The following is a 20,347-nucleotide window of genomic DNA, read 5'->3' on the forward strand; positions in this document are numbered from 1 at the left end:
GGCAACTGTGTTGAACCCGGTTTTGGCTGGACTGTATATCGATGGGCAATGGCGTACCGGCGGCGAGCAACTGACGGTGATCAATCCTTCGACCGAGGAGCGTCTGGCCATTGTGACCGGCGGCGACGCCAGGGCGGTGGATGACGCCGTTCAGGCGTCTCGCCAGGCTTTTGAGGCCTGGTCAAAAACCACAGGCGCGGCGCGCGCGATGATCCTGCGCAACATTGCCGCGGGCGTGGCGGCCAAGCGTGAAAAACTGATCGAACTGCAGTGTCGCAACAATGGCAAGCCAGCCTTCGAAGCAGGCATCGACGTCGATGACGTGATCGCCACGTTCAATTATTACGCGGCGCTGGCGGAGGCATCCGATGGTCAGCAGAACACCGCCGTGGAGCTGCCGAGCGACGACTTCACCGCGCGACTGCGTCGTGAGCCATGTGGGGTCGTCGGCCTGATCGTGCCTTGGAATTTTCCGATGGTGACGACCGCTTGGAAGCTGGCGCCCGCGCTGGCGGCAGGTTGCTGCGTAGTGCTGAAACCTTCGGAAGTGACGCCACTGGCGGAACTGGAGTTGGCGCATATCATCGCGTCCAGCGGACTGCCCGGCGGCGTCTTTAACCTGGTATGCGGCACTGGCGCAGCGGTCGGTGCGCCGCTGTCCGGGCATCCGGGCGTCGCGAAAATATCCTTCACCGGCAGCAATGCGGTGGGCGTGCAGGTCATGCAGCGTGCGGCTGAGACCGTGAAGGGCGTAAGCCTTGAACTGGGCGGCAAATCGTCATTGCTGGTGCTCGCCGATGCCGATCTGGACCTGGCAGTGGAACTGGCGAGTGGCGGCGGTTACTTCAACGCAGGCCAGATGTGCTCAGCCACCAGCCGGGTGCTGGTCGCGCAAGCGCTGCTGGAGCCGTTTCTCGAACGCCTCGTCGCCAAGGCTGAGTCGATCAAGGTGGCCGGCCCGCTTGAAGAAGGCGCCGAAATGGGGCCGCTGGTCAATCAGGCGCAATACCAGCGGGTGATTGCCCATATCGAGGCTGGCAAGCAAGCCGGGGCACGTCTGCTGTGTGGCGGAGGACGTCCCGACAATCAACCTCGCGGGTATTTCCTGCAACCGGCGGTGTTCACTCAGGTGCCGCTGGACAGTGCGCTGTGGCGCGAAGAGATATTCGGCCCAGTACTGTGTGTGCGCGGCTTCGGTTCAGAGGCTGAAGCGATCGCACTGGCCAACGACAGCCAGTTCGGTCTGGTCGCCAGCGTGGTCAGTGGCGACACCGCGAATGCCGAGCGGGTCGCCAATGCATTGCAGGCGGGGCTGGTCTGGATCAACGCGCCACAGGTCATCTTTGCGCAGGCGGCATGGGGCGGTTACAAACAGAGCAGTCTGGGACGCGAGCTGGGCCCGTGGGGCTTGCAAGCGTTCCAGGAGATCAAGCACGTCATCCGCGCCGTGTGATCACAGTGTTTTGCGCAGGCGCGCCAAGTCTCGCAGGGGTGGCGCGCCGAACAAACGGCTGTATTCGCGGCTGAACTGCGACGGGCTTTCGTATCCCACTCGGTAACCGGCTGCCGACGCTTCGAGGCCGTCGGACAGCATCAACCGCCGGGCTTCCTGCAAACGCAGCTGCTTCTGGTACTGCAGCGGGCTCATGGCGGTCACTGCCTTGAAACGGTGGTGCAGCGTCGAGACGCTCAGATTGACCTCCCTGGCCAGTTCCTCAATGCGCAGCGGTTGCTGAAAATGGCTGTTCAGCCATTTGATCGCCTGGCTGACGCGATGGGTCTGGCAATTCGAGATGGCAATTTCGTACAGACGATATCCCTCACTCCCGCGCAGCAGGCGGTAAAGAATCTCCCGAGTGATCAACGGCGCCAGCATGGGAATGTCTTTCGGGCTGTCCAGCAGGCGAATCAGGCGGATGACGGCGTCGAGCAACTGCGCGTCGATGCGCTCGACATACATGCCGCGCCCGCTCGGCCGGGTTGGCACGCTCATGGGACCCGCCTCGGCGATCAGCGCGTTAATGTCGGCCGGATCGATGTCCAGGCGCATGGCCAGATGAGGGTCTTCCGGCGTCGCGTGAATCACCTTGCCGCTGATCGGCAGTGCGACTGACAACACCAAGTAGTTGAGCGGATCATAGGTGAACACTTCGCCACCCAATGTCACGTCCTTGCGGCCCTGGGCCATGATGCACAACGCCGGTTGTACAAGGCCAGGCACCGATTGCAGCGGACGGTCGTGACGCACCATGAACAGTTGCTTGATCACCGTCTGGAAGCTGCCATCGGTAGGCGCATGACGGCGGATCAGGTCGGCCAGCTCAGCACGCTGCTGCTCCAACTGCGCGCTCAGCTCAGGCATGGGGCGGCTGTCCGATACGGTAGGCTCAAGAGCGGATGGCAACATCGGGAAATTCCTCTGGCGGAGCGTTGATGCAGCACAGCTTATTTTTGTGCAAGCGCAAGCGTTAGGCGAATCCTGTCGGATGATTGCCTGATTCTGCCAACGCTTCATGCCTGTCGCGACGAAAGGCCCTGTAATGCCGGGACGATTGCTTGAAAGTCCGATGCAGCAGCAGGCAAATCCGGTGCTCATTACTGCATGCGCCGGGTTACCAGCGCAGAATCAGGCAATAACCTGGCAGTAATCGGCTAACGGGATTGACCCGCGTCCCCCTAATCTTCACTTCCGGCCACAACGCCTTTCGTGATTGTGGCTGCATCAAAAGGAGCGCAGACCATGCACAGCCAATCAGTCGTGAGCCATCTCGTATCAGTTCGCTCGAGCGCCGGCAACAGCGCGCAAGTGGGCGCACGCTTGAGCGCATTACTCGCGCCTGCTCGCAAGGCCGCCGGTTGCATGCACTTTGTCCTGCAACAATCGCTGATCGAGGACGACGTCTGGATGGTCAGTGGATCGTGGGCTGACCGATCGGCGATGAATGACTGGTTTTCCAACCCCGAACTCCAAGTGTTCGCTGACCTGGTGACCGAGCGGCTGGTGAGCAGTCTGGATTTCCAGACCTTCGCGACCATCAGTGCGGCTCAAGCCGAAGCCTCGGCCCAGATGGGCGACATGCGCAAAGCCGGTTGATGCCCCACGCCCTCCATCATTGAACGGGCGCCAAAGTGCTGCTGACGGTTTAAAATCCCGGCCTTCTCACCAAGGCAGGGTTTTCGATTCATGGCACGCAAAGAATTCCAGCATTACGAAGCGGTGTCGGCCGCCGTCCCGGGCAACGAAGGCTACAGCGCCGCCATCGCCGTCAAAGGGTTGGGCGCCGGTGGCGCGCCGACTTTCCATCGTGTACTGCTCGATCAGACATTCAAAACCGCGCTGGCCGCCGATCAGGCTGCGGTCGAGGAACTTGAGCGCCTGATCGACGTTACATCCGAAGGCGAACTGATGTTCGCTCAGGACTGATCAGGCTTTGGGGCGGTACATCTTGAACAACGACTCTGGCCCCAGCTGGAAATAATCGGCGGGGCCGCCGCCGCGCAAGATCGGCTCGCCGGCCGCGGTGTCATAGACGCCGTCCTTGAGCAGCCGCTTGGCGATATGAATCGCCACCACTTCTCCCAGAATCAACCAGCTCGGCACGACTTCCTTGTCGGCGCGCTGCAGCTGGATGATCTGCGTCACCTTGCACTCGAAGGCCACGGGCGTCTCTTTCACGCGCGGCACCGAGACGATCTTCGAGGGCTCGGCGGTCAGATTCGCCAGCTCGAATTCGTTGACGTCGGCTGCCACTGCTGCGCAGCTGAGGTTCATTTGCTCGGCCAACGGGCGCGTCGCCAGATTCCAGACGAACTCGCCGGTTTGCTCGATATTGTTCAGGCTGTCCTTGCGACCGATGCTGCAGAAACCAATGATCGGCGGCACATAGTTGAACGCATTGAAGAAGCTGTACGGCGCGAGGTTCAGCATGCCTTGCGCATCTTTCGACGAAATCCAGCCAATCGGCCGTGGGCCCACGATCGCGTTGAACGGGTCGTGCGGCAGGCCGTGGCCCTTGGAGGGTTCGTAGAAATGAATTTCATCTGACATGGCGCATTTCCTGAAAAGTGCTTCTACACAGCGGATCGGCAATGACGTCCGCAGAGGATGAGGCCCGTCATAGTGCAAGGCATTCACGCGCTATTCCAGACCTGACCAACCTGCGGGCAAAAAAAAGCCCGGCATATGCCGGGCTACAAAGGGAGTTCGGGAGGTGGAACGTGAAGCGTGAAACGTAGAGCGTGTTGAAACGGATCAGCTGACGCGGTTCGCACCGACGTGATCGGCACCGTCGGCTGCCAGGCGGTTTGCGCCAACGTGGTCTGCACCATCTGCGGCCTGACGGTTTGCACCAACGTGATCGGCGCCGTCTGCTGCGAGGCGATTTGCACCGACGTGGTCAGCGCCATCAGCGGCCTGACGGTTTGCACCGACGTGGTCGGCACCGTCTGCTGCCAGGCGATTTGCGCCAACATGATCGGCGCCATCAGAGGCTTGACGGTAAGAACCAGTGTGCGAAGCGTTAGTGTGAGACGAACCACCTTCCGCAACAACAGTGCCATTCAATGCCGAATGAGTGTCAGAAACAGGCAGAGCGAAAGCGCTCGATGCCAGGATGGAAAGACTAAGGCCAAACAGGATATTTGAAGTTTTCATGATGTTCGCTCCAGCGAAAGTTCAATAATTTTTTCAACTTGGGTATGGAGCTAATAATACGCGCGCACGGATTAAGTTGAAGTTAACAACATTGCTAACGACCATCGCTAAAATTGATAGTTGGCTGGAGCGCCCGGTTTTAAAGCGTTTCAGCGGAGGCTGAACCGAAACGGGGCAAAAAACAGCGGCATCGTCAGTTTTGTCTGTTGACTTGTCGTTAGTTTTGTGGTTGGAAATTTTTATGGCTTTGCGTTGCTGAGGATAGGTGCAAGCTGAAGCCTAGTTGCGCAAGTGGATCAGGATCAGGGGAAATCTGCCAGGCGGCGATCGAACGTTAGGTATTCCGGGGGTTGTAACGGGTTGTTGCTGCAGAAAGAAATTAAGCCCGGCAAAAGCCGGGCTAGAGGATGAGCCTTTTAAAATCAGCTCAAGCGATTTGCACCCACGTGATCGGCACCGTCAGCAGCGAAGCGATTTGCACCAACATGGTCAGCACCGTCAGCGGCAACGCGGTTGGCGCCTACGTGGTCAGCACCGTCAGCAGCGACGCGGTTGGCACCTACGTGGTCAGCACCGTCAGCGGCAACGCGATTGGCACCTACGTGATCAGCACCGTCAGCGGCAACGCGATTGGCACCTACGTGGTCAGCACCGTCAGCGGCAACGCGGTTGGCACCTACGTGGTCAGCACCGTCAGCAGCAACGCGACCAATGTTGGTATGGGAAGAACCGTTTTCTGCAACGACAGGGGCATTCACGTGTTTGCTGGCATCGACAGCTGGAAGTGCAAAAGCGCTGCTGGCAAGAATCGAGAAGGCCAGGCCGAAGATCAGTTTGTTAGTTTTCATGGTAGTTGCTCCAGATCTATTTAATTAAGTGGTAACTCGGTATGGAGTTAACTTTACTCGCGTCTGGATTATTAAGAAGTCAATCGCATTAGTAGCGAACATCGCTGAAATTGATACTACGCAAAGGGCCAGCGGTTTCAGCGACTTAGCCGCGTTCACGGCAGCAAAAAGGGCAGCCATTTGCGTGGCTGCCCCATGGCTTGGCGTCTGAAAAGCCGGCGCTGATCCGGCTTTTCTGGTGCTCTTGCTCCAGCAAACCGGCCTGGCAGGGCCGTTGCGACGCTGATTCGGTCAGTCGGTCTCGATGCGGGAGTGCTTGCGGGTGTCCTTCATGAACACGTACACCAGCAGAGAAACCGCGATGCACGCGGTGACGTACCAGTAGTAGCCGGTCTCCATGCCAATGCTCTTGAACCACAAAGCAATGTACTCAGCAGTGCCGCCGAATATCGATACGGTCAACGCGTAAGGCAGCCCGACGCCGAGCGCGCGGATCTCGGTCGGAAACAACTCCGCTTTGACCACCGCGTTGATCGACGTGTAGCCGCTGACGATGATCAGCGCGGCCATGATCAGGAAGAACGCGCCCCACCACGTCTGGATCGTGTGCAGCGTGCTCAGGATCGGCACAGTGCAGAGCGTTCCCAGCACGCCGAAGGCGATCAGGATCGGACGACGGCCGACCTTGTCGGACAGCGCGCCGATGACCGGCTGCAGGCACATGAACAGGAACAAGGTCGCGGCAGAAATGGTGGTGGAGTCGGAAATGCTCATGCCGACCGTGTTGACCAGATACTTCTGCATGTAGGTGGTGTAGGTGTAGAACGCCAGCGTGCCGCCCATGGTGAGGCCGACGACCGTCATCAGCTCTTTGGGATGACGCATCAACGTGCGCATCAGGCTTTCTTTCGGGGCTTCTTTCTTGCGCGTGAAGGATTCGGTTTCTTCCATGCCGCGGCGCAGGAACAGCGCCACCACTGCACACAACGCGCCGATGGCGAACGGGATACGCCAGCCCCATTCATTCAACTGCTCGGTGGTCAGCACCTGCTGCAGCACGATCAGCACGGCCAGGGCGATGAGCTGGCCGGAGATCAAGGTGACGTACTGGAAGCTGGAATAAAAGCCGCGGCGCTCTTTGGTCGCCATCTCGCTGAGATAAGTGGCGGAAGTGCCGTATTCGCCACCCACCGACAGCCCCTGCATGAGGCGAGCGAGCACCAGCATGATCGGCGCGCCGACACCGATGGTCTCGTAGCCTGGGGTCAACGCGATGATCAGCGACCCGAAGCACATCAACAGCACCGAGGCCATCAGTGCGGCTTTGCGGCCTTTGCGGTCGGCATAGAGGCCCATCAGCCAGCCACCGATCGGGCGCATCAGAAAGCCCACGGCAAAGATCGCGGCGGTATTGAGCAGTTGTGCGGTGGTATCGCCTTTGGGAAAGAAGACTTTGGCGAAATAGAGGGAGAATGCGGCGTAGACGTACCAGTCGTACCATTCGACCATGTTCCCGACGGAGCCGCTGAAAATGGATTTCAGACGACTGCCGGTGGTTTTCTCGGCGGCTGTTGCAGCCGTCGAGCCGTTCGACACAGAGTTGGGGATAGCCATAGGTTTTCCTGCAATCATTGTTTTTAGAAGGAGCGCAGCGATGCGGTCTGGCGAGTGTGATAGCAGGAGCCGTGCCACGGCCCAGAGGCCCGGTTTAGAAGGGGTTTGGGGCAGGCGATGAGCGGAAATCCGCTTGCTCCCCGAAAATCCTGAGCGAAAATCCGCTCATTGTCCTGCGGGCGTGAGGTGTCATGACCACGTGCGTCACGTGCTTTTCGCAGGACCGGCTTCAGCCGGGAAGGCGTCGGGTGTCGCGCCGCTGAATTGAAGGTGTTCATGAAGGCCTGTTCCCGGCTGAAGCCGGTCCTACAGATGCCGCGCCCGCCGCGCCCGCCGCGTGCTCTGGGTGCATTCGTAGGACCGGCTTCAGCCGGGAAAGCGTCGGGTGTCGCGCCGCTGAATTGAAGGTGTTCATGAAGGCCTGTTCCCGGCTGAAGCCGGTCCTAGAGATCCCGCGCACCCGCGCACCCGCGCCCGTCGCGCCCGTCGCGTACGCCGCGCCCGTCGCGGGTGTCGCGTACACCCCGTGTTCATCATAAGACTCGCTGAAACCGGTCTTGCTCGGCCTAGGTCAGCGCTGAGCATTACCCTCAGCCAGAAAGTCCTCGCGCACCAACCCGTGCCGCTGCATCTTCTCGTTCAGCGTGCGGCGGGGCAGTTGCAGTTCGTGCATGACCGCCTTGATGTCGCCTCGGTGGCGCCTGAGCGCCGAGCGAATGCAATGGGCTTCGAAGGCTTCTTGCTGCGCCACCAGCGACTGCCCCGCCGGGATGCCCTGCTGCACAGCAGGCCCGTCCAGCCCCAACACCTGGCGTTCGGCGGCATTGGCCAGTTCGCGCACGTTGCCCGGCCAGTCGTGGCTGAGCAGGTGGCTCAGCTGTTCACCGCTCAACACCGGCGCGCTGCGGCTGAGGCGCTCCGCCGCGTTGCGCGAGAAGTGACTGAACAGCATCGGGATGTCTTCGCGTCGGTCCCTGAGCGGTGCCAGCCGCAGCTCGGCGATGTTCAGGCGATAGGCCAAATCTTCGCGGAAACGCCCGGCTTTCGCCTCTTCCAGCAAGTCCGGCTTGGTCGCGGCGATGATCCGCAGATCGACCTCGATACTCTGGTTCGATCCCAGCCGTTCCAGTCGGCGCTCCTGGATCACGCGCAGCAGTTTGACCTGCTGAGCCAGCGGCATGCTTTCGATTTCGTCGAGAAACACCGTGCCGCCGTCTGCGAATTCCAGTTTGCCGATGCGCTTGCCTTGCGCCCCGGTGAACGCACCGCTTTCATGACCGAAGAGCTCTGCTTCGAACAGCTGCTCAGGGATCGCCGCGCAATTGACCGCCACGAAGGGCTTGTTCGCGCGAGGACCGAAGTCGTGCAGGCAACGCGCGACCATCTCTTTGCCGCTGCCGGTTTCGCCCCGTATCAGCACGTTCACCGGCAGTTGCGCCAGATCAAGCACCTGACGCCTGAGGGTCTGCATCGTCGGCGACATCCCCAGCAGGGTGGCGTCCAGACGCGTGCGACTGTCCGCCTGCTCGAGCAGTCTTCGGTTTTCCAGCACCAGCGCGCGTTTTTCCAGCGCCCGGCGCAGGCTGTCGAGCAGTGTCTGAGGCGTGAACGGTTTCTCTAGGAAGTCGTACGCGCCGTCGCGCATGGCGTCGACTGCCATCGGCACGTCACCGTGGCCGGTAAGCAGAATCACCGGCAGATCGCGATCCCGCGCCTGCAGCGCTCCCAGCAATTGCAGTCCGCCCATGCCGGGCATGCGCACGTCGCTGAGGATCACACCGGGAAAATGCGCCGGCAGGTGCGTCAGACAATCCTCTGCCCGGCTGAACACCTGAACGGTGAAACCGGACAGCGATAGCCACTGCTCGACCGCTTCGCGAATCGGTGCTTCGTCATCGACCACGATCACTGAATTCAGCATGGGGGTTGAGTCTCCGGAGCCTTGCTCAGCGAGAAGAAAAATCGTGCGCCATTATTCAGGTTTTCGGCGCTCAGACGACCGCCCGACTCGTGAACGATGGCGTAGGACACTGCCAGTCCCAAGCCGAGTCCGTCGCCGACCGGTTTGGTGGTGAAGAACGGATCGAAGACGTTGGCCAGGTGTTCATCGGCAATTCCGCCGCCGCTGTCGCCGACCGTCAGGCGCCAATGCTCGCCGGTGTCATCGATGCGGATTTCCAGGCGCCTGAGGGGCTTGTCGCGCATGGCGTCCAGCGCGTTGCGCAGCAGATTGATCAGCACTTGTTCGAGGCGAATGGCATCGCCGCGCACCCACGCCGGGCGCGTCAGATCCAGCACGCAACTGACGCGCTCTTCGCGGATGCGCGCGTCCAGCAGCAACAACGCCTGATCGACCACGCACGCCAGATCGACGCGTTCGCGCAGGCCGCTGGGGCTTTTGCGCGCGAAGGTCTTGAGGTGGCCGGTCAGGGCAGCCATGCGTGTCAGTTGCTGATCCAGCAAATCGAGCGCCTTGCCAGCTTCTTCGACGCGGCCGTGGTCGAGCAGCAGGCGCAAGGTCGCCAGCTGCATGCGCTGAGCGGTCAACGGCTGGTTGATTTCGTGGGCGAGGGCGGCGGACATCTGCCCCAGCGCCGCCAGCTTTGTCGACTGGACAAGACCGTCCTGCGCGGTCTGCAGGTCCCGCGTGCGCGCGGCGACCAGTTGTTCGAGCTCTTCGCGACTGCGCTGACGCATCCGGGCCAGCCGCCAGCGCTGGTAAAGGAAAAGCCCCAGAAAGACCAGTGTCAGCCACGTCCCGGCAGCCGCCAGCGCCGCATTGCGAATGTCTTCGTCGGCAGGCTGCGGTTTGCGCAGCAGGTGCAGCGTCCAGCCTTCCGGCTGCAGCGGCAGCGATTGCCACAAGTAGTCGGCTTCTTCGCCGGGAGCGACAACGCGGCTGAGCTGACTGTGCTCGCCGAAGGTGCGCAGTGACGTGTGCGTGAGCGAGGTCAGCGGCTGTTTATCGTACTGGCGAGTGCTGGCCAGCTCTGCGCGATCCTGTTCGGACAGCGGGCGCAGCGCACGATAGCGCCAGCCAGGGTGATTGGCGATGAACACGATGCCTTTGGCGTCACTCACCAACAGCAGATCATCGCCCTGCGCCCAGGTGTGCTCCAGATCGGGAAATTCGAGTTTGACCACCATCGCGCCAATGAACTGTCCGGCATCGTCGCGCACCGCGCTGGACAGAAAGTAGCCGGGAATGCCGCTGGTCACGCCCACCGCATAGAACCGGCCGACGCCGTTGGCCCTGGTTTGCGTGAAGTAAGGCCGGAACCCGTAATTGTGGCCGACGTAACTGCTGGGCAGCCGCCAGTTGCTGGCCCCCACGGCGAGACCCTCGCGATCCAGCAACTCGAGGGTGGAGGACTGCGCGGCGCCGTTGATCTGCTCCAGCTTTTCGTTGAGCACCTGCGTGGTTTCAGGGCTGACGGGGCCGCTCAAGGCTGCGCGCATCTGCGTGTCCAGCGCGAGGACGGCAGGCAATGCCCGGTAGCGCTCGATAAGTGTCTGCAACGTATTCGCGTACAGCGAAAGGCGATCCTCGGCGCGTGCCGCGTCGTCTTCGAGTGCATGACGCTGCGCCTGATGCATCGCCAGAGAAGCAACGAGAACCGCGCCGGCGAGAATCAGCAGAACGGAGAGAGCGAGGCGCGCTGAGCGGGACATGGAGGGGCCTGTCATGTGCGGCGATCCGGTTGGCGCCGTGGCGAGTCATCCCGATGACGGACGGGCTGCTCACACTGTTTTTGTTATTGACGAAAACCTGAGTCGACTTGCCGTGGCGCGGTCCAGCGCAGCTGCGCAGGTGCGCTCGCCAGACGTCGTCCGTGGATCGCAGCGCTGCACGTGTGAGTGCGGCCGAAACGGACCGCACCCCGGCCGCGATGCCTACAGCAGATTGAACGTTGTTTCTTTCACATCTTCTGAATCCAGGCCGATCATCAGCTTGAACTCCCCGGCTTCGGCCGCAAATTGCAGAGAAGGATTGAAGAACTTCAGGTCTTGCTCTGTCACGGTGAAGCTCACGGATTTCTCTTCGCCCGGCTTGAGCATGATCTTCTGGAAGTTCTTCAGCTCCTTGACCGGACGGCTGAGCGAAGCGGCGACGTCACGCAGGTACAGCTGCACCACGGTCTCTCCGGCGACTTTGCCGGTGTTCTTGACCTGTACGGTGGCGGTGAGTTTGTCCTTGCGCGTCATCTTGTTAATCGACAGCGTGATGTCCGAGACGCTGAACTGCGTATAGCTCAGGCCGTAGCCGAACGGGAACAACGGGCTGGTCGGCTCTTCGAAGTAGTTCGAGGTGTAGTTAGAATCGTTCGGGCGATACGGGCGGCCGGTGTTCAGGTGGTTGTAGTACGCAGGCACCTGACCGACGGAGCGCGGGAACGTCATCGGCAGTTTGCCCGACGGGTTGTAATCGCCCAGCAGGACATCGGCCAGCGCATTGCCGCCTTCGGTGCCAAGGAACCAGCTCTCCACCATGGCGTCGGCCAACTGGTTTTCTTCGCCCAGCGCCAGCGGCCGGCCGTTCATCAGCACCAGCACCAGCGGCTTGCCGGTGGCCTTGAGCGCGCGGATCAGGTCGCGTTGACGCCCTGGCAGAACCAGGTCGACGCGGCTCGCGGCTTCGTGAGACATGTTGCGCGACTCACCCACGACGGCGACGATCACATCCGACTGCTGAGCGACCTTGACCGCTTCGTCGATCATCTCCTGTTCCGGACGGCCGTCGATATGAATCTTGTCGTCCATGTTGTTCAGGTAAGCGATGGCTTCCTGGTTGTCGGTCACGTTGGAACCGGCCGCGTAAAGCAGTTTTGCCTTGTCGCCCACGGCATTGGCCAGGCCGTCATAAGCGCTGACGGTCTGGCGCGCCAGACCGGCTGCCGACCAACTGCCCATCATGTCCAGCGAGCTTTTGGCCAGCGGGCCAATGACGGCAATGGTGCCTTGCTTCTTGAGCGGCAGGGTGTTGCGCTCGTTTTTCAACAGCACGATGCTCTTGCGCGCGACGTCGCGGGCTTCTTCGCGATGCAGGCGGTTTTCCGCGTTGCGATCGGCGGGATCATCGACCGCAGCGCCGATGCGCAGATAAGGGTTGGCGAACAGACCCATGTCCCACTTCGCGCCCAGAACCTCACGCACGGCATTGTCGACTTCCTTGACCGACACTTCGCCGCTCTTCACCAGCGCCGGCAGTTCTTCGCCGTACGCCTTGTCGTTCATGCTCAGGTCCACGCCCGCCTTGATGGCCAGCTTGGCGGCCTCACGGAAGTCTTTGGCGACCCCGTGATCGATCAGTTCCTTGATCGCGCCGTGATCGCTGACGGTCACGCCTTTGAAACCCCAATCCTTGCGCAGCACGTCTTGCAGCAGCCAGGCGTTAGAGGTGGACGGCACGCCATTGATCGAGTTGAGCGCGACCATGACACCGCCCGCGCCGGCGTCGATGGCGGCGCGATAGGGCGGCAGATAATCCTGCTGCATGCGCACCGGGCTCATGTCGACGGTGTTGTAGTCGCGACCGCCTTCGACTGCGCCGTACAGCGCGAAATGCTTGACCGCCGCCATGATGCTGTTGGGCGCTTGAGTGCTGGTGCCCTGAAAGGCGCGGGTCATGGTCGCCGAGAGGCGTGAAACCAGATACGTGTCTTCGCCGAAACCTTCGGAGCTGCGGCCCCAGCGGGCATCGCGCGTGATGTCGACCATTGGCGCGAACGTCATGTCCACGCCATCGGCAGCGGCTTCGATCGCCGAGACGCGACCGGCGCGGGTGACCGCGTCCATGTCCCAGGTCGAAGCCAAACCCAGGCTGATCGGGAAAATGGTGCGCTGACCGTGTACGACGTCGTAAGCGAAGAACATCGGAATTTTGCTGCGGCTGTGGGCAACTGCGGCGTCTTGCATGGCGCGGTTGTCAGGCAGGACCACGGAGTTGAATGTGCCGCCAATGCGTCCGGCGGCGATTTCCTTGAGAATTTCCGGCTTGGGCATCTCCGGACCGATGCTGATCAATCGCAGCTGGCCGATCTTTTCGTCCAGCGTCATCTGCTTCATCAGATTGGCAACGAACGCATTCTTGGCCTGGAGTGTAGAAAGGTTGCCCGCAGGGCTGGCGGCGTTCTCGGCCCAGGCCGACTGGCTGGCCAGACCGATGACGAGACTCAATAAACACAGCTTATTCATGAATGGTTTTCTCAAGGCGGTAGCGGCAACTCGCGCGTAATACCGGTCAGCCATTTTTCAGGTGTCGAACCTTTGGTTTTTATTGTCGTCAGGACGGGGAAGTCGCTGAACTCCTGATTCTTATGAGCATCAGTAGCGCAGCGAGTTTTATCTGATTGCGGTCTGGCAATCCAGACCCCTGACAACGCGATGGGGCAGGATTATGCCGGGGATCATCCGATTTGGCTAAAGTCATGTCTGACCGGAACCATTAATAGCGACAACAAGGAGCGCGCAGGCCATGCAAATAGAGCGTTACGGGCACATACGGGGCAGTCGTTACAATTTGTCACTGACATTGTTGATGCTCCTCAGCACCTTGTTGGCCGGCTGCGGCATCAACAATATTCCCACCTACGATGAACAGGTCAAAGCGGCCTGGGCGCAAGTGCAGAACCAGTATCAGCGGCGCGCCGATCTGATTCCCAACCTGGTGGAAACGGTCAAGGGCTACGCCAAGCAGGAGCAGGACACGCTGACCGCTGTCATCGAGGCGCGCGCCAAGGCGACATCGATCCAGGTGGACGCCAACACCCTGAATGACGCGGCCAGACTCAAGCAGTTTCAGGACGCCCAGGGACAACTGACCGGGGCGCTGAGCCGACTGATGGTGGTTTCCGAGCGTTATCCGGACCTGAAATCCAACCAGAACTTCCTGGCCCTGCAATCGCAGCTTGAAGGGACTGAAAACCGCATTGCCGTTGCCCGGCGCGACTTCATCGCTGCGGTGGAGAAATACAACACCGAAATCCGCACCTTCCCCGGTCGCCTTTGGCATTCGGTGATGTACAGCGATCTGCCGGTACGGCCCAATTTTGAAGCCACTGCCGCCGACGCCGACAAAGCGCCGCAAGTGAAATTCTGATGCTCGGGGTTCGGCGGCGTGCGTGGCTGGCGATTCTGACGCTGTGCCTGAGTGTCTGCGCGCAGTGGGCGCAGGCTGACCTGACGTTTCCGCCGTTGAGCGGCCGGGTGGTGGACACCGCCGGCATGCTCGACACACCCGGCAAGGAACGTCTGTCCCAGATGCTGCGGGCGCACGAGGAGCTCAGCACCGAGCAGGTCGTGGTCGTGACGGTGCCGAACCTGCAGGGCTCGACCATCGAGGATTTCGGCTACCAGCTCGGCCGCTACTGGGGCATCGGGCAGAAGGGCAAGGACAATGGCGCGCTGCTGATCGTCGCCCGGGACGAGCGCAAGGTGCGTATCGAGGTCGGCTACGGCCTGGAGGACCGGCTGACCGACGCGCAGGCGTCGGTGATCATCAGCCAGATCATTACCCCGGCTTTCAGACAAGGCGATTTTGTCGGCGGGATCACCCGTGGCACTGAAGCGATCGTGCAGGTCCTCGGCGGCGATCCGCTGGCCGAACCGGCCGTTGGCGCCTCGGGCGGCGAAGAAGAGGTTTCGGACTGGCGAATCACGTTGCTGCTCTTTGCGTTGTTCGTGATTGCCGGCTACATCAGCATGCGCTGGGGCAACGGGATCGGCTTCATCGGCTCGGGCGGCTTCGGCTCCGGCGGTATGGGCTCGGGCGGATCGAGCTCGGGCGGAATGAGTGGCGGCGGTGGCAGTTTTGGCGGTGGCGGTGCCTCCGGTGGCTGGTAGTCGATAGCTCAATAAGGATGCGTGGTATGGCGTTACTCAATGAAGACGAACAGCGACAGGTGGCCGAGGCCATCGAAGCGGTCGAACGCGTCACCGACGCGGAGCTTGTGACCGTGCTGGCGGCCAGCGCCGACGATTACACCTATGTGCCGCTGATCTGGGCCGGGTTCATCGGAATGCTGTTGCCCGGTCTGATCAATTTCTATCCCGGCTGGCTCAACGCCAACGAACTGCTGGTGACGCAAGTGGCCACCTTCATTGCGGTCGCGTTCTTCTGCCGCCTGCCGGCCATCACCACGCGGCTGGTGCCCGCCGCCGTGCGGCACTGGCGAGCGGGAAGTCTGGCCCGGCGTCAATTTCTCGAGCAGAACCTGCACGCGACGGTCAACGGCACCGGCGTGCTGATATTCGTCAGCGAAGCGGAGCGCTATGTCGAGATCATCGTCGACGATGGCATCGCGCGGCGGGTGGACGATCAGGTCTGGCGGTCGATGGTCGACACCTTCACCGGGCAGGTCAGAGAAGGGCGGATTCTGGAAGGGTTTCTGGGATGCATCCGCTCCTGCGGCGAGGTGCTGAGCGAAAGTGTGCCGGTCACTGATGCGCGCAATGAATTGCCCAATCGCCTGGTGGTGCTCGACTGACCGTCGAGCAGGCGCGCAGGTACTTGCCTGGACGTGCTGGCTGATCGATCCGGCCCGTTACGGACCGGTCGGCAATTAAATCCACCACAATCGTCGGACACGCCTAAAATAGCGCCCTCGCATTTTCGCTCCCGAGGCTTCATCCGATGTCCGCAACAGCTCCCGCCGCCGCTTCAGCGCCCGATCACCGCGCTCAGTTCCTCAGCCTGCTGGAGACCTGCCTGACGCAAAACTCGCTGATCAAGCTGGTACTGGCCAAGTACGTCGGGAATGAAGTGGACCTGCAGCGGGTCATCATCAAACCGGTGACGGTAAAGGATCAGGCTTGCCTGTCATTCGTCTACCGCTACAAAACCCGGGACATCACCAAGAACCATCCGCTGACCGATGCGCAGGCGCTGATCGCCACATTGATTCCCGATGCGTTCAAGAATGCGCACTTGCTTTCGCTCACCGATGAAGTGCAGCTGGAGTTCAGCAAGAAGGGCAAGAGCACGCTGTTCCGCAACAAGTCCGGACAACAGCGCCAGGCGCCTGCGGCAGAACACGATCGCGAGAAGAAGCGTTATCTGGAGCTCAGCCGGCCGTTTCTGGTGGATCTTGGTGTCACCAACAAGCAGCACGAGCTGATTCCCGCGATGTCGCGCAAGTGGAAGCAGATCAACAAGTTCATCGAGGTGTTTTCCCACGCGTTGGCAACGTCGCCCATTCGGCTCGACCAACCGGTGACGGTCGCCGATTTCGGCTCGGGCAAGGGCTACCTGACGTTCGCCATCCATGATTACCTGAGCAACACGCTGCAGGCGCAAGGCAACGTGACTGGCGTGGAATTGCGCGAGGACATGGTTACGCTGTGCAACGACGCGGCGGCGCGGCTGGATCATCCGGGGCTGGTGTTCAAGTGTGGCGACGTGCGCACTGTGGCGCCCAGCGAGCTGGACGTGATGATCGCGCTTCACGCCTGCGACATCGCCACCGATTATGCGATTCACACCGGCATTCGCTCCGGCGCCTCCATCATCATGTGCTCGCCTTGCTGCCACAAGCAGATCCGCTCGCAGATCCAGAGCCCGACGCTGCTCAAGCCGATGCTGCAATACGGCCTGCACATGGGCCAGCAAGCCGAGATGGTCACCGATGCGTTGCGTGCGCTGTTGCTGGAAGCGTGCGGTTACGAGACCAAAGTGTTCGAATTCATCTCGCTGGAACACACCAACAAGAACAAGATGATTCTGGCGGTGAAGCGCGCGACTCCGGCCGATCCCGCGCAGCTGCTGGCTAAGATTCAGGAGCTGAAAACCTTCTACGGCATTCAGGAGCAATGCCTGGAGAGCTTGCTCCAGGCGGACAGCCTGCTCGGCTAGATCCTCGCCGAGGTCACTGGTTTGGGCGCGATGACGGCGGTCTTGCGCCCGATGGCCAGGGTAACCACGACGCCCGCTGCGAAGATCCAGGTGATCGGGTCAATGTGCTCGCCAAAGAACAGCGCCGAGAACGCCATCGTGAAGAACAACTGGATCAGCTGGATCTGACTCACGCGCGCAATGCCGCCCATGGCAAGGCCAGCGTACCAGGCAAAAAAGCCGATGAACTGCGAGAACAGCGACACGTAGCCGAACGCCCACCATGTGCCTGCCGAGATCGGTCCTTCATGCTGCGCGGCAAGATAGCCGACCGGAATGATCAGCACCGGAATCGAGATCACCAGCGCCCAGCAGATCACCTGCCAGCCACCCATCTGCTTGGCCAGTCGCCCGCCCTCGGCGTAGCCCAGGCCGCCGATCGCCACTGCGCCGACCATCAACAGATCGCCCGCCTGAAGATTGCCCGCGCCGCTGATCAACGAGTAACCGAGCACCAGCACGCTGCCCATCGCCGCGCACATCCAGAAGGCTTTCGACGGACGTTCATGCGACAGCCAGGCTGCGTAGATCGCGACGAGCAAGGGCTGCAGACCGTTGACCAGCGCGCCGTGCGACGCCGGCAGGGTTTTCATTGCCCAGGCCGACAACACCGGAAACCCGATGATCACGCCCAGCGCCACGACCATCAGCGCCTTCACTTGCGCACGCGTCGGCCATTTTTCCCGGCGCCACAGCAGCAGCGCTGCCGCCGGGATCGCGGCGAACAGCGCGCGGCCCAGACCGTTGAGCAGCGGGTGAATTTCCTGAACGACGATACGTGTCATGGGCAGGGTCAGGCTGAAGATCACAACGCCGATCAGGCCGAGGATCATTCCAGTGTTTTCACGAGAGGACATGGTAAGCGTGCCTTTCTTTTTATGAGTAAGAGCAGGGATGAAAGAAGGCATTCATTCAGCCACAGATCGTCGCGAAAGCCCCTTAACAGCTGGCGACAGAATCATCCGTACACTTGCCGTCAGTGAGGGAAACGCCGTAATCGAGGATTTTTCAGCCGCGCGCATTTCCAGCCCGGATCTTGGTGCAGAACTTGAATGCAATCTTGCTGCAACCGTTTGAAGGTCAAATGGGTGCCATCGAATTCAGCCAGGAGAACAATCGTGTCGGTCATCGGAAAGTGGGCGTTGCAAGGTGTCGTGGTGTTCCTGTTCGCATGGATGGCGACCGTAGCGGCTCAATGATCATCCAGCGTTGTCAGATCGACCAGCAGCGACCGCCTGGCGGCGCTGAGCAGCGTGCGCCTGTCAACCGAGTCGGTTGCACAGAGCGTCAATAAAAAATCACCAGGCGAGGCCGTTGTGGTGGGCGCGCTGTCGGACGGTAACGAATAAGCGTCAGGGTTGGGAAGTTCAGAAGCATCAGGCTTCACCCTCAACAGAGCCGTCTTCGGGCGGCTCTTTCTGATCCGCCCCTGGCTGGGCTGTTTTGCACGTCCCGCGGATTCACGCCTTCTTGTGTTCCAGCGTTTCTTTCAGTCGTCCTGTGGACACACTCAAATGCGGCTGGCCGAGCGGATGGGTCTTCGCATTGAAAAACTGCAGCTCGATGTTCTGGCCCGTGAACAGTGCGCTGTAATGGCGCTTCTGGTGCTGAATGAACGCTTCGCTGCGTGGCAGCACGGAAATCGCGACGGTCTTCGGCCGGGCTTGCAGGATGGCCTGCAGGATGTGTCGATCCTGCTTGCCCAATGAGTGACCGAAGATGCACAGCGCGCCGTCATGTTGCGCCAGTTGCGCGTGACAGAACGACAGGTAATCGGAACTGCGGATGATCTTCATCTTGTCGTCGCTGCGTCCTTCGCAGACGAACAGTGGCACGTCGTCCAGGGCGTTCACCGCAAAGCTGCCGAGCAGGGTGCTCTCCGAAGACATCAATTTGCGCGCCGTGCCGTCGAAGTTCTTCACCAGGTGCATGCCGCCGTGCAGATAGAGGATGCGCGTGGCGTGGCTGTGGGTGCGATGAAGATTGAAGACCGCGTCTTCTTCGAACAGGTCGTCGAATGGCTGCGCCCCGTGCATCACCGCCCAATAGGCGAGCAGGTCGTAGTTGGTCGAGTAGACGGTTGCGTACTGGCTCAGCGCCGCGCTGAGGTGGGCAATCGTACTGGTTTCCATCAGCCGCCACGGGATGTGCGCCGAACGAATGCCGTGAATCAGCGCTTCTTTGATGGCGAAATAGCGATTGCGCGGAGAAGACGAACTGATCGTCAGCGCCGCGTTCACCCGCATGGCGATCTTCAAGCCGCTCAGGACAGGCTCGAAATTTTCGGTCTCCATGGATTTGAACAACGCCAGTTCGGTCGGGCTCAGCGGCTTGTTGCGCGTGGTCTGTGCCAGTTCGAAGAGCGAATCGTAGGCAAAGTTCCTCCACACGGCCAGACTGGCGCCATTGCCCATCAACAGCCCCGAGCAGGGATGCGTGGTCTGCAGCGTGTTCCAGTCGGCCAGTTCGGCATCAAAATCCGTGAATTCCATCTTCTCGCTTCGCTTTCAGGTGAGCAGTACTGACCGGACGCCAGAACGGAGTGGACTTATAGAAACCCAGGTCCGCGTTGTCAACGCTGCGGGAACGGGTTGCCGCCCGGCAGATATTTCGAACCCGCACATCGGACGTGCTTCTAAGCTTTGAACCCCGAATCCGGTTCGCTGCGAGGTGAACATGAAAACCGATCCAGTGAATAGCACAGCGGCGCAAAGTCCCGGGCCGCACCCAAGCCCCATGGAAAACCCGCGCAAGGATGCGACCCGCCAGCAGGCGCAAGAGTTCGAGCGGGTAGAGCACGCCGATGAACAATCATCAGAAATCCCCCCGCCGCAGACCTGGAAACACCCGGACGACGGTAAGAGTCTGTCGGAGAAAGACGAGGAAATTCCCCTCAAGCCTTGAAGGCCATTTGTCTGGCGGTCGTCTGCAGAAGAATTGTCCGGCGTAAGGTTTTGCTTCCAATAACACTCTCAAAACGAGAGGGAGGTCACCATGCACAACGCGATGCTCAGTAAAACGCACTTCAACGGTTATGACGTCATCAACGTCAACAACGGCCCATGGCGGGTCTGCACCCACCATGATCGATTAGGTTCGTTCAGCACCCGTGAAGAGGCGATGGCCTTCGCGGCATCGTTGCCTGCTTATCAGGAGCGAACGGCGTATCGCACGGCGGATGCGTCAGATGAAGCTGAAAAGCCACGAGCCAAGCACTGATCGACCAGAGCCCCGGGAAACCGGGGCTTTTTGTATGGACAGTTTTTCGCGGGTCATCGTCTTGTGCCTGTCACTCCCGTGCGGACCTTGCGTGGTCCCTTCATCTGCAACACCCGTTTGCGC

At 60.8% G+C, this 20,347-nt stretch carries 20 protein-coding genes; 10 read left to right on the plus strand and 10 right to left on the minus strand.

The window, feature by feature from the left end:
- Window positions 1-10: 10 nt before the first annotated feature.
- Window positions 11-1,453 (plus strand): aldehyde dehydrogenase family protein, encoded by a 1,443-nt coding sequence (locus tag QRN36_RS05825; protein ID WP_285423273.1) that lies wholly within the window; start codon window positions 11-13, stop codon window positions 1,451-1,453.
- Here the strand turns inward: QRN36_RS05825 and QRN36_RS05830 are convergent, their stop codons facing one another.
- Entirely contained in the window at window positions 1,454-2,362 is a 909-nt protein-coding gene (locus QRN36_RS05830) for an AraC family transcriptional regulator (protein WP_285423274.1), read from the minus strand.
- A gap of 378 nt (window positions 2,363-2,740) precedes the next feature.
- Between QRN36_RS05830 and QRN36_RS05835 the strand changes: the two genes are divergently transcribed.
- Both QRN36_RS05835 and QRN36_RS05840 read left to right on the plus strand, forming a co-directional pair.
- On the plus strand, window positions 2,741-3,094 hold the full coding sequence (locus tag QRN36_RS05835; RefSeq protein WP_285423174.1) for a putative quinol monooxygenase: 354 nt from the start codon (window positions 2,741-2,743) through the stop codon (window positions 3,092-3,094).
- 90 nt (window positions 3,095-3,184) lie between these two features.
- Complete coding sequence (locus QRN36_RS05840) at window positions 3,185-3,424, plus strand: hypothetical protein (RefSeq protein ID WP_285423175.1); 240 nt, start codon at window positions 3,185-3,187, stop codon at window positions 3,422-3,424.
- Here the strand turns inward: QRN36_RS05840 and QRN36_RS05845 are convergent, their stop codons facing one another.
- The 7 genes from QRN36_RS05845 to bglX form a co-directional block, all read right to left on the minus strand.
- A complete protein-coding gene (locus tag QRN36_RS05845; protein WP_285423176.1) occupies window positions 3,425-4,048 on the minus strand; it encodes a flavin reductase family protein in 624 nt (207 codons plus the stop codon).
- A gap of 204 nt (window positions 4,049-4,252) precedes the next feature.
- A complete protein-coding gene (locus QRN36_RS05850; RefSeq protein WP_285423177.1) occupies window positions 4,253-4,654 on the minus strand; it encodes a hypothetical protein in 402 nt (133 codons plus the stop codon).
- Between the two features lie 422 nt (window positions 4,655-5,076).
- On the minus strand, window positions 5,077-5,502 hold the full coding sequence (locus QRN36_RS27430; RefSeq protein WP_306470234.1) for a hypothetical protein: 426 nt from the start codon (window positions 5,500-5,502) through the stop codon (window positions 5,077-5,079).
- A 291-nt stretch (window positions 5,503-5,793) separates the two neighbouring features.
- A complete protein-coding gene (locus QRN36_RS05860) occupies window positions 5,794-7,116 on the minus strand; it encodes an MFS transporter (RefSeq protein WP_285423179.1) in 1,323 nt (440 codons plus the stop codon).
- Window positions 7,117-7,687: 571 nt separating this feature from the next.
- Entirely contained in the window at window positions 7,688-9,037 is a 1,350-nt protein-coding gene (locus QRN36_RS05865) for a sigma-54 dependent transcriptional regulator (protein ID WP_285423180.1), read from the minus strand.
- Window positions 9,031-10,803, minus strand: coding sequence for an ATP-binding protein (locus tag QRN36_RS05870; RefSeq protein ID WP_285423181.1), 1,773 nt, complete (start codon window positions 10,801-10,803; stop codon window positions 9,031-9,033). Before QRN36_RS05870 ends, QRN36_RS05865 begins: the two co-directional genes overlap by 7 nt.
- Before the next feature lie 207 nt (window positions 10,804-11,010).
- Window positions 11,011-13,311, minus strand: a complete 2,301-nt coding sequence (bglX, locus tag QRN36_RS05875; RefSeq protein ID WP_093461509.1) for a beta-glucosidase BglX — start codon at window positions 13,309-13,311, stop codon at window positions 11,011-11,013.
- 280 nt (window positions 13,312-13,591) lie between these two features.
- On the opposite strand from bglX, the gene QRN36_RS05880 reads away from it, so the two are divergent.
- The 4 genes from QRN36_RS05880 to QRN36_RS05895 all read left to right on the plus strand — a co-directional run bounded on the left by QRN36_RS05880 (window position 13,592) and on the right by QRN36_RS05895 (window position 16,966).
- Window positions 13,592-14,215 (plus strand): LemA family protein, encoded by a 624-nt coding sequence (locus tag QRN36_RS05880; protein WP_285423182.1) that lies wholly within the window; start codon window positions 13,592-13,594, stop codon window positions 14,213-14,215.
- Window positions 14,215-14,958, plus strand: a complete 744-nt coding sequence (locus QRN36_RS05885) for a YgcG family protein (protein ID WP_285423183.1) — start codon at window positions 14,215-14,217, stop codon at window positions 14,956-14,958. Before QRN36_RS05880 ends, QRN36_RS05885 begins: the two co-directional genes overlap by 1 nt.
- A gap of 26 nt (window positions 14,959-14,984) precedes the next feature.
- The gene (locus QRN36_RS05890; protein ID WP_285423184.1) at window positions 14,985-15,602 is read left to right on the plus strand and encodes a TPM domain-containing protein; all 618 of its coding nucleotides are present in this window, start codon (window positions 14,985-14,987) and stop codon (window positions 15,600-15,602) included.
- A gap of 146 nt (window positions 15,603-15,748) precedes the next feature.
- Complete coding sequence (locus tag QRN36_RS05895) at window positions 15,749-16,966, plus strand: SAM-dependent methyltransferase (protein ID WP_285423185.1); 1,218 nt, start codon at window positions 15,749-15,751, stop codon at window positions 16,964-16,966.
- Here QRN36_RS05895 and QRN36_RS05900 read toward each other — a convergent pair.
- Window positions 16,963-17,862 (minus strand): DMT family transporter, encoded by a 900-nt coding sequence (locus QRN36_RS05900; RefSeq protein WP_285423186.1) that lies wholly within the window; start codon window positions 17,860-17,862, stop codon window positions 16,963-16,965. The genes QRN36_RS05895 and QRN36_RS05900 overlap by 4 nt on opposite strands.
- A 37-nt stretch (window positions 17,863-17,899) precedes the next feature.
- On the opposite strand from QRN36_RS05900, the gene QRN36_RS05905 reads away from it, so the two are divergent.
- Window positions 17,900-18,082 carry a hypothetical protein gene (locus QRN36_RS05905; protein ID WP_285423187.1) on the plus strand — a complete coding sequence of 61 codons (183 nt, stop codon included), beginning with the start codon at window positions 17,900-17,902 and terminating at the stop codon, window positions 18,080-18,082.
- A gap of 383 nt (window positions 18,083-18,465) precedes the next feature.
- Here QRN36_RS05905 and QRN36_RS05910 read toward each other — a convergent pair whose 3' ends face one another.
- Window positions 18,466-19,497 (minus strand): DUF4917 family protein, encoded by a 1,032-nt coding sequence (locus tag QRN36_RS05910; RefSeq protein ID WP_285423188.1) that lies wholly within the window; start codon window positions 19,495-19,497, stop codon window positions 18,466-18,468.
- 184 nt (window positions 19,498-19,681) lie between these two features.
- On the opposite strand from QRN36_RS05910, the gene QRN36_RS05915 reads away from it, so the two are divergent.
- Both QRN36_RS05915 and QRN36_RS05920 read left to right on the plus strand, forming a co-directional pair.
- Window positions 19,682-19,909, plus strand: coding sequence for a hypothetical protein (locus QRN36_RS05915; protein ID WP_285423279.1), 228 nt, complete (start codon window positions 19,682-19,684; stop codon window positions 19,907-19,909).
- A 90-nt stretch (window positions 19,910-19,999) separates the two neighbouring features.
- Entirely contained in the window at window positions 20,000-20,224 is a 225-nt protein-coding gene (locus QRN36_RS05920) for an SPOR domain-containing protein (RefSeq protein ID WP_285423189.1), read from the plus strand.
- The last annotated feature ends 123 nt before the right edge of the window (window positions 20,225-20,347 follow it).

Origin of the sequence: Pseudomonas sp. efr-133-TYG-103a (assembly GCF_030209235.1) — a bacterium.
GTDB lineage: Bacteria > Pseudomonadota > Gammaproteobacteria > Pseudomonadales > Pseudomonadaceae > Aquipseudomonas.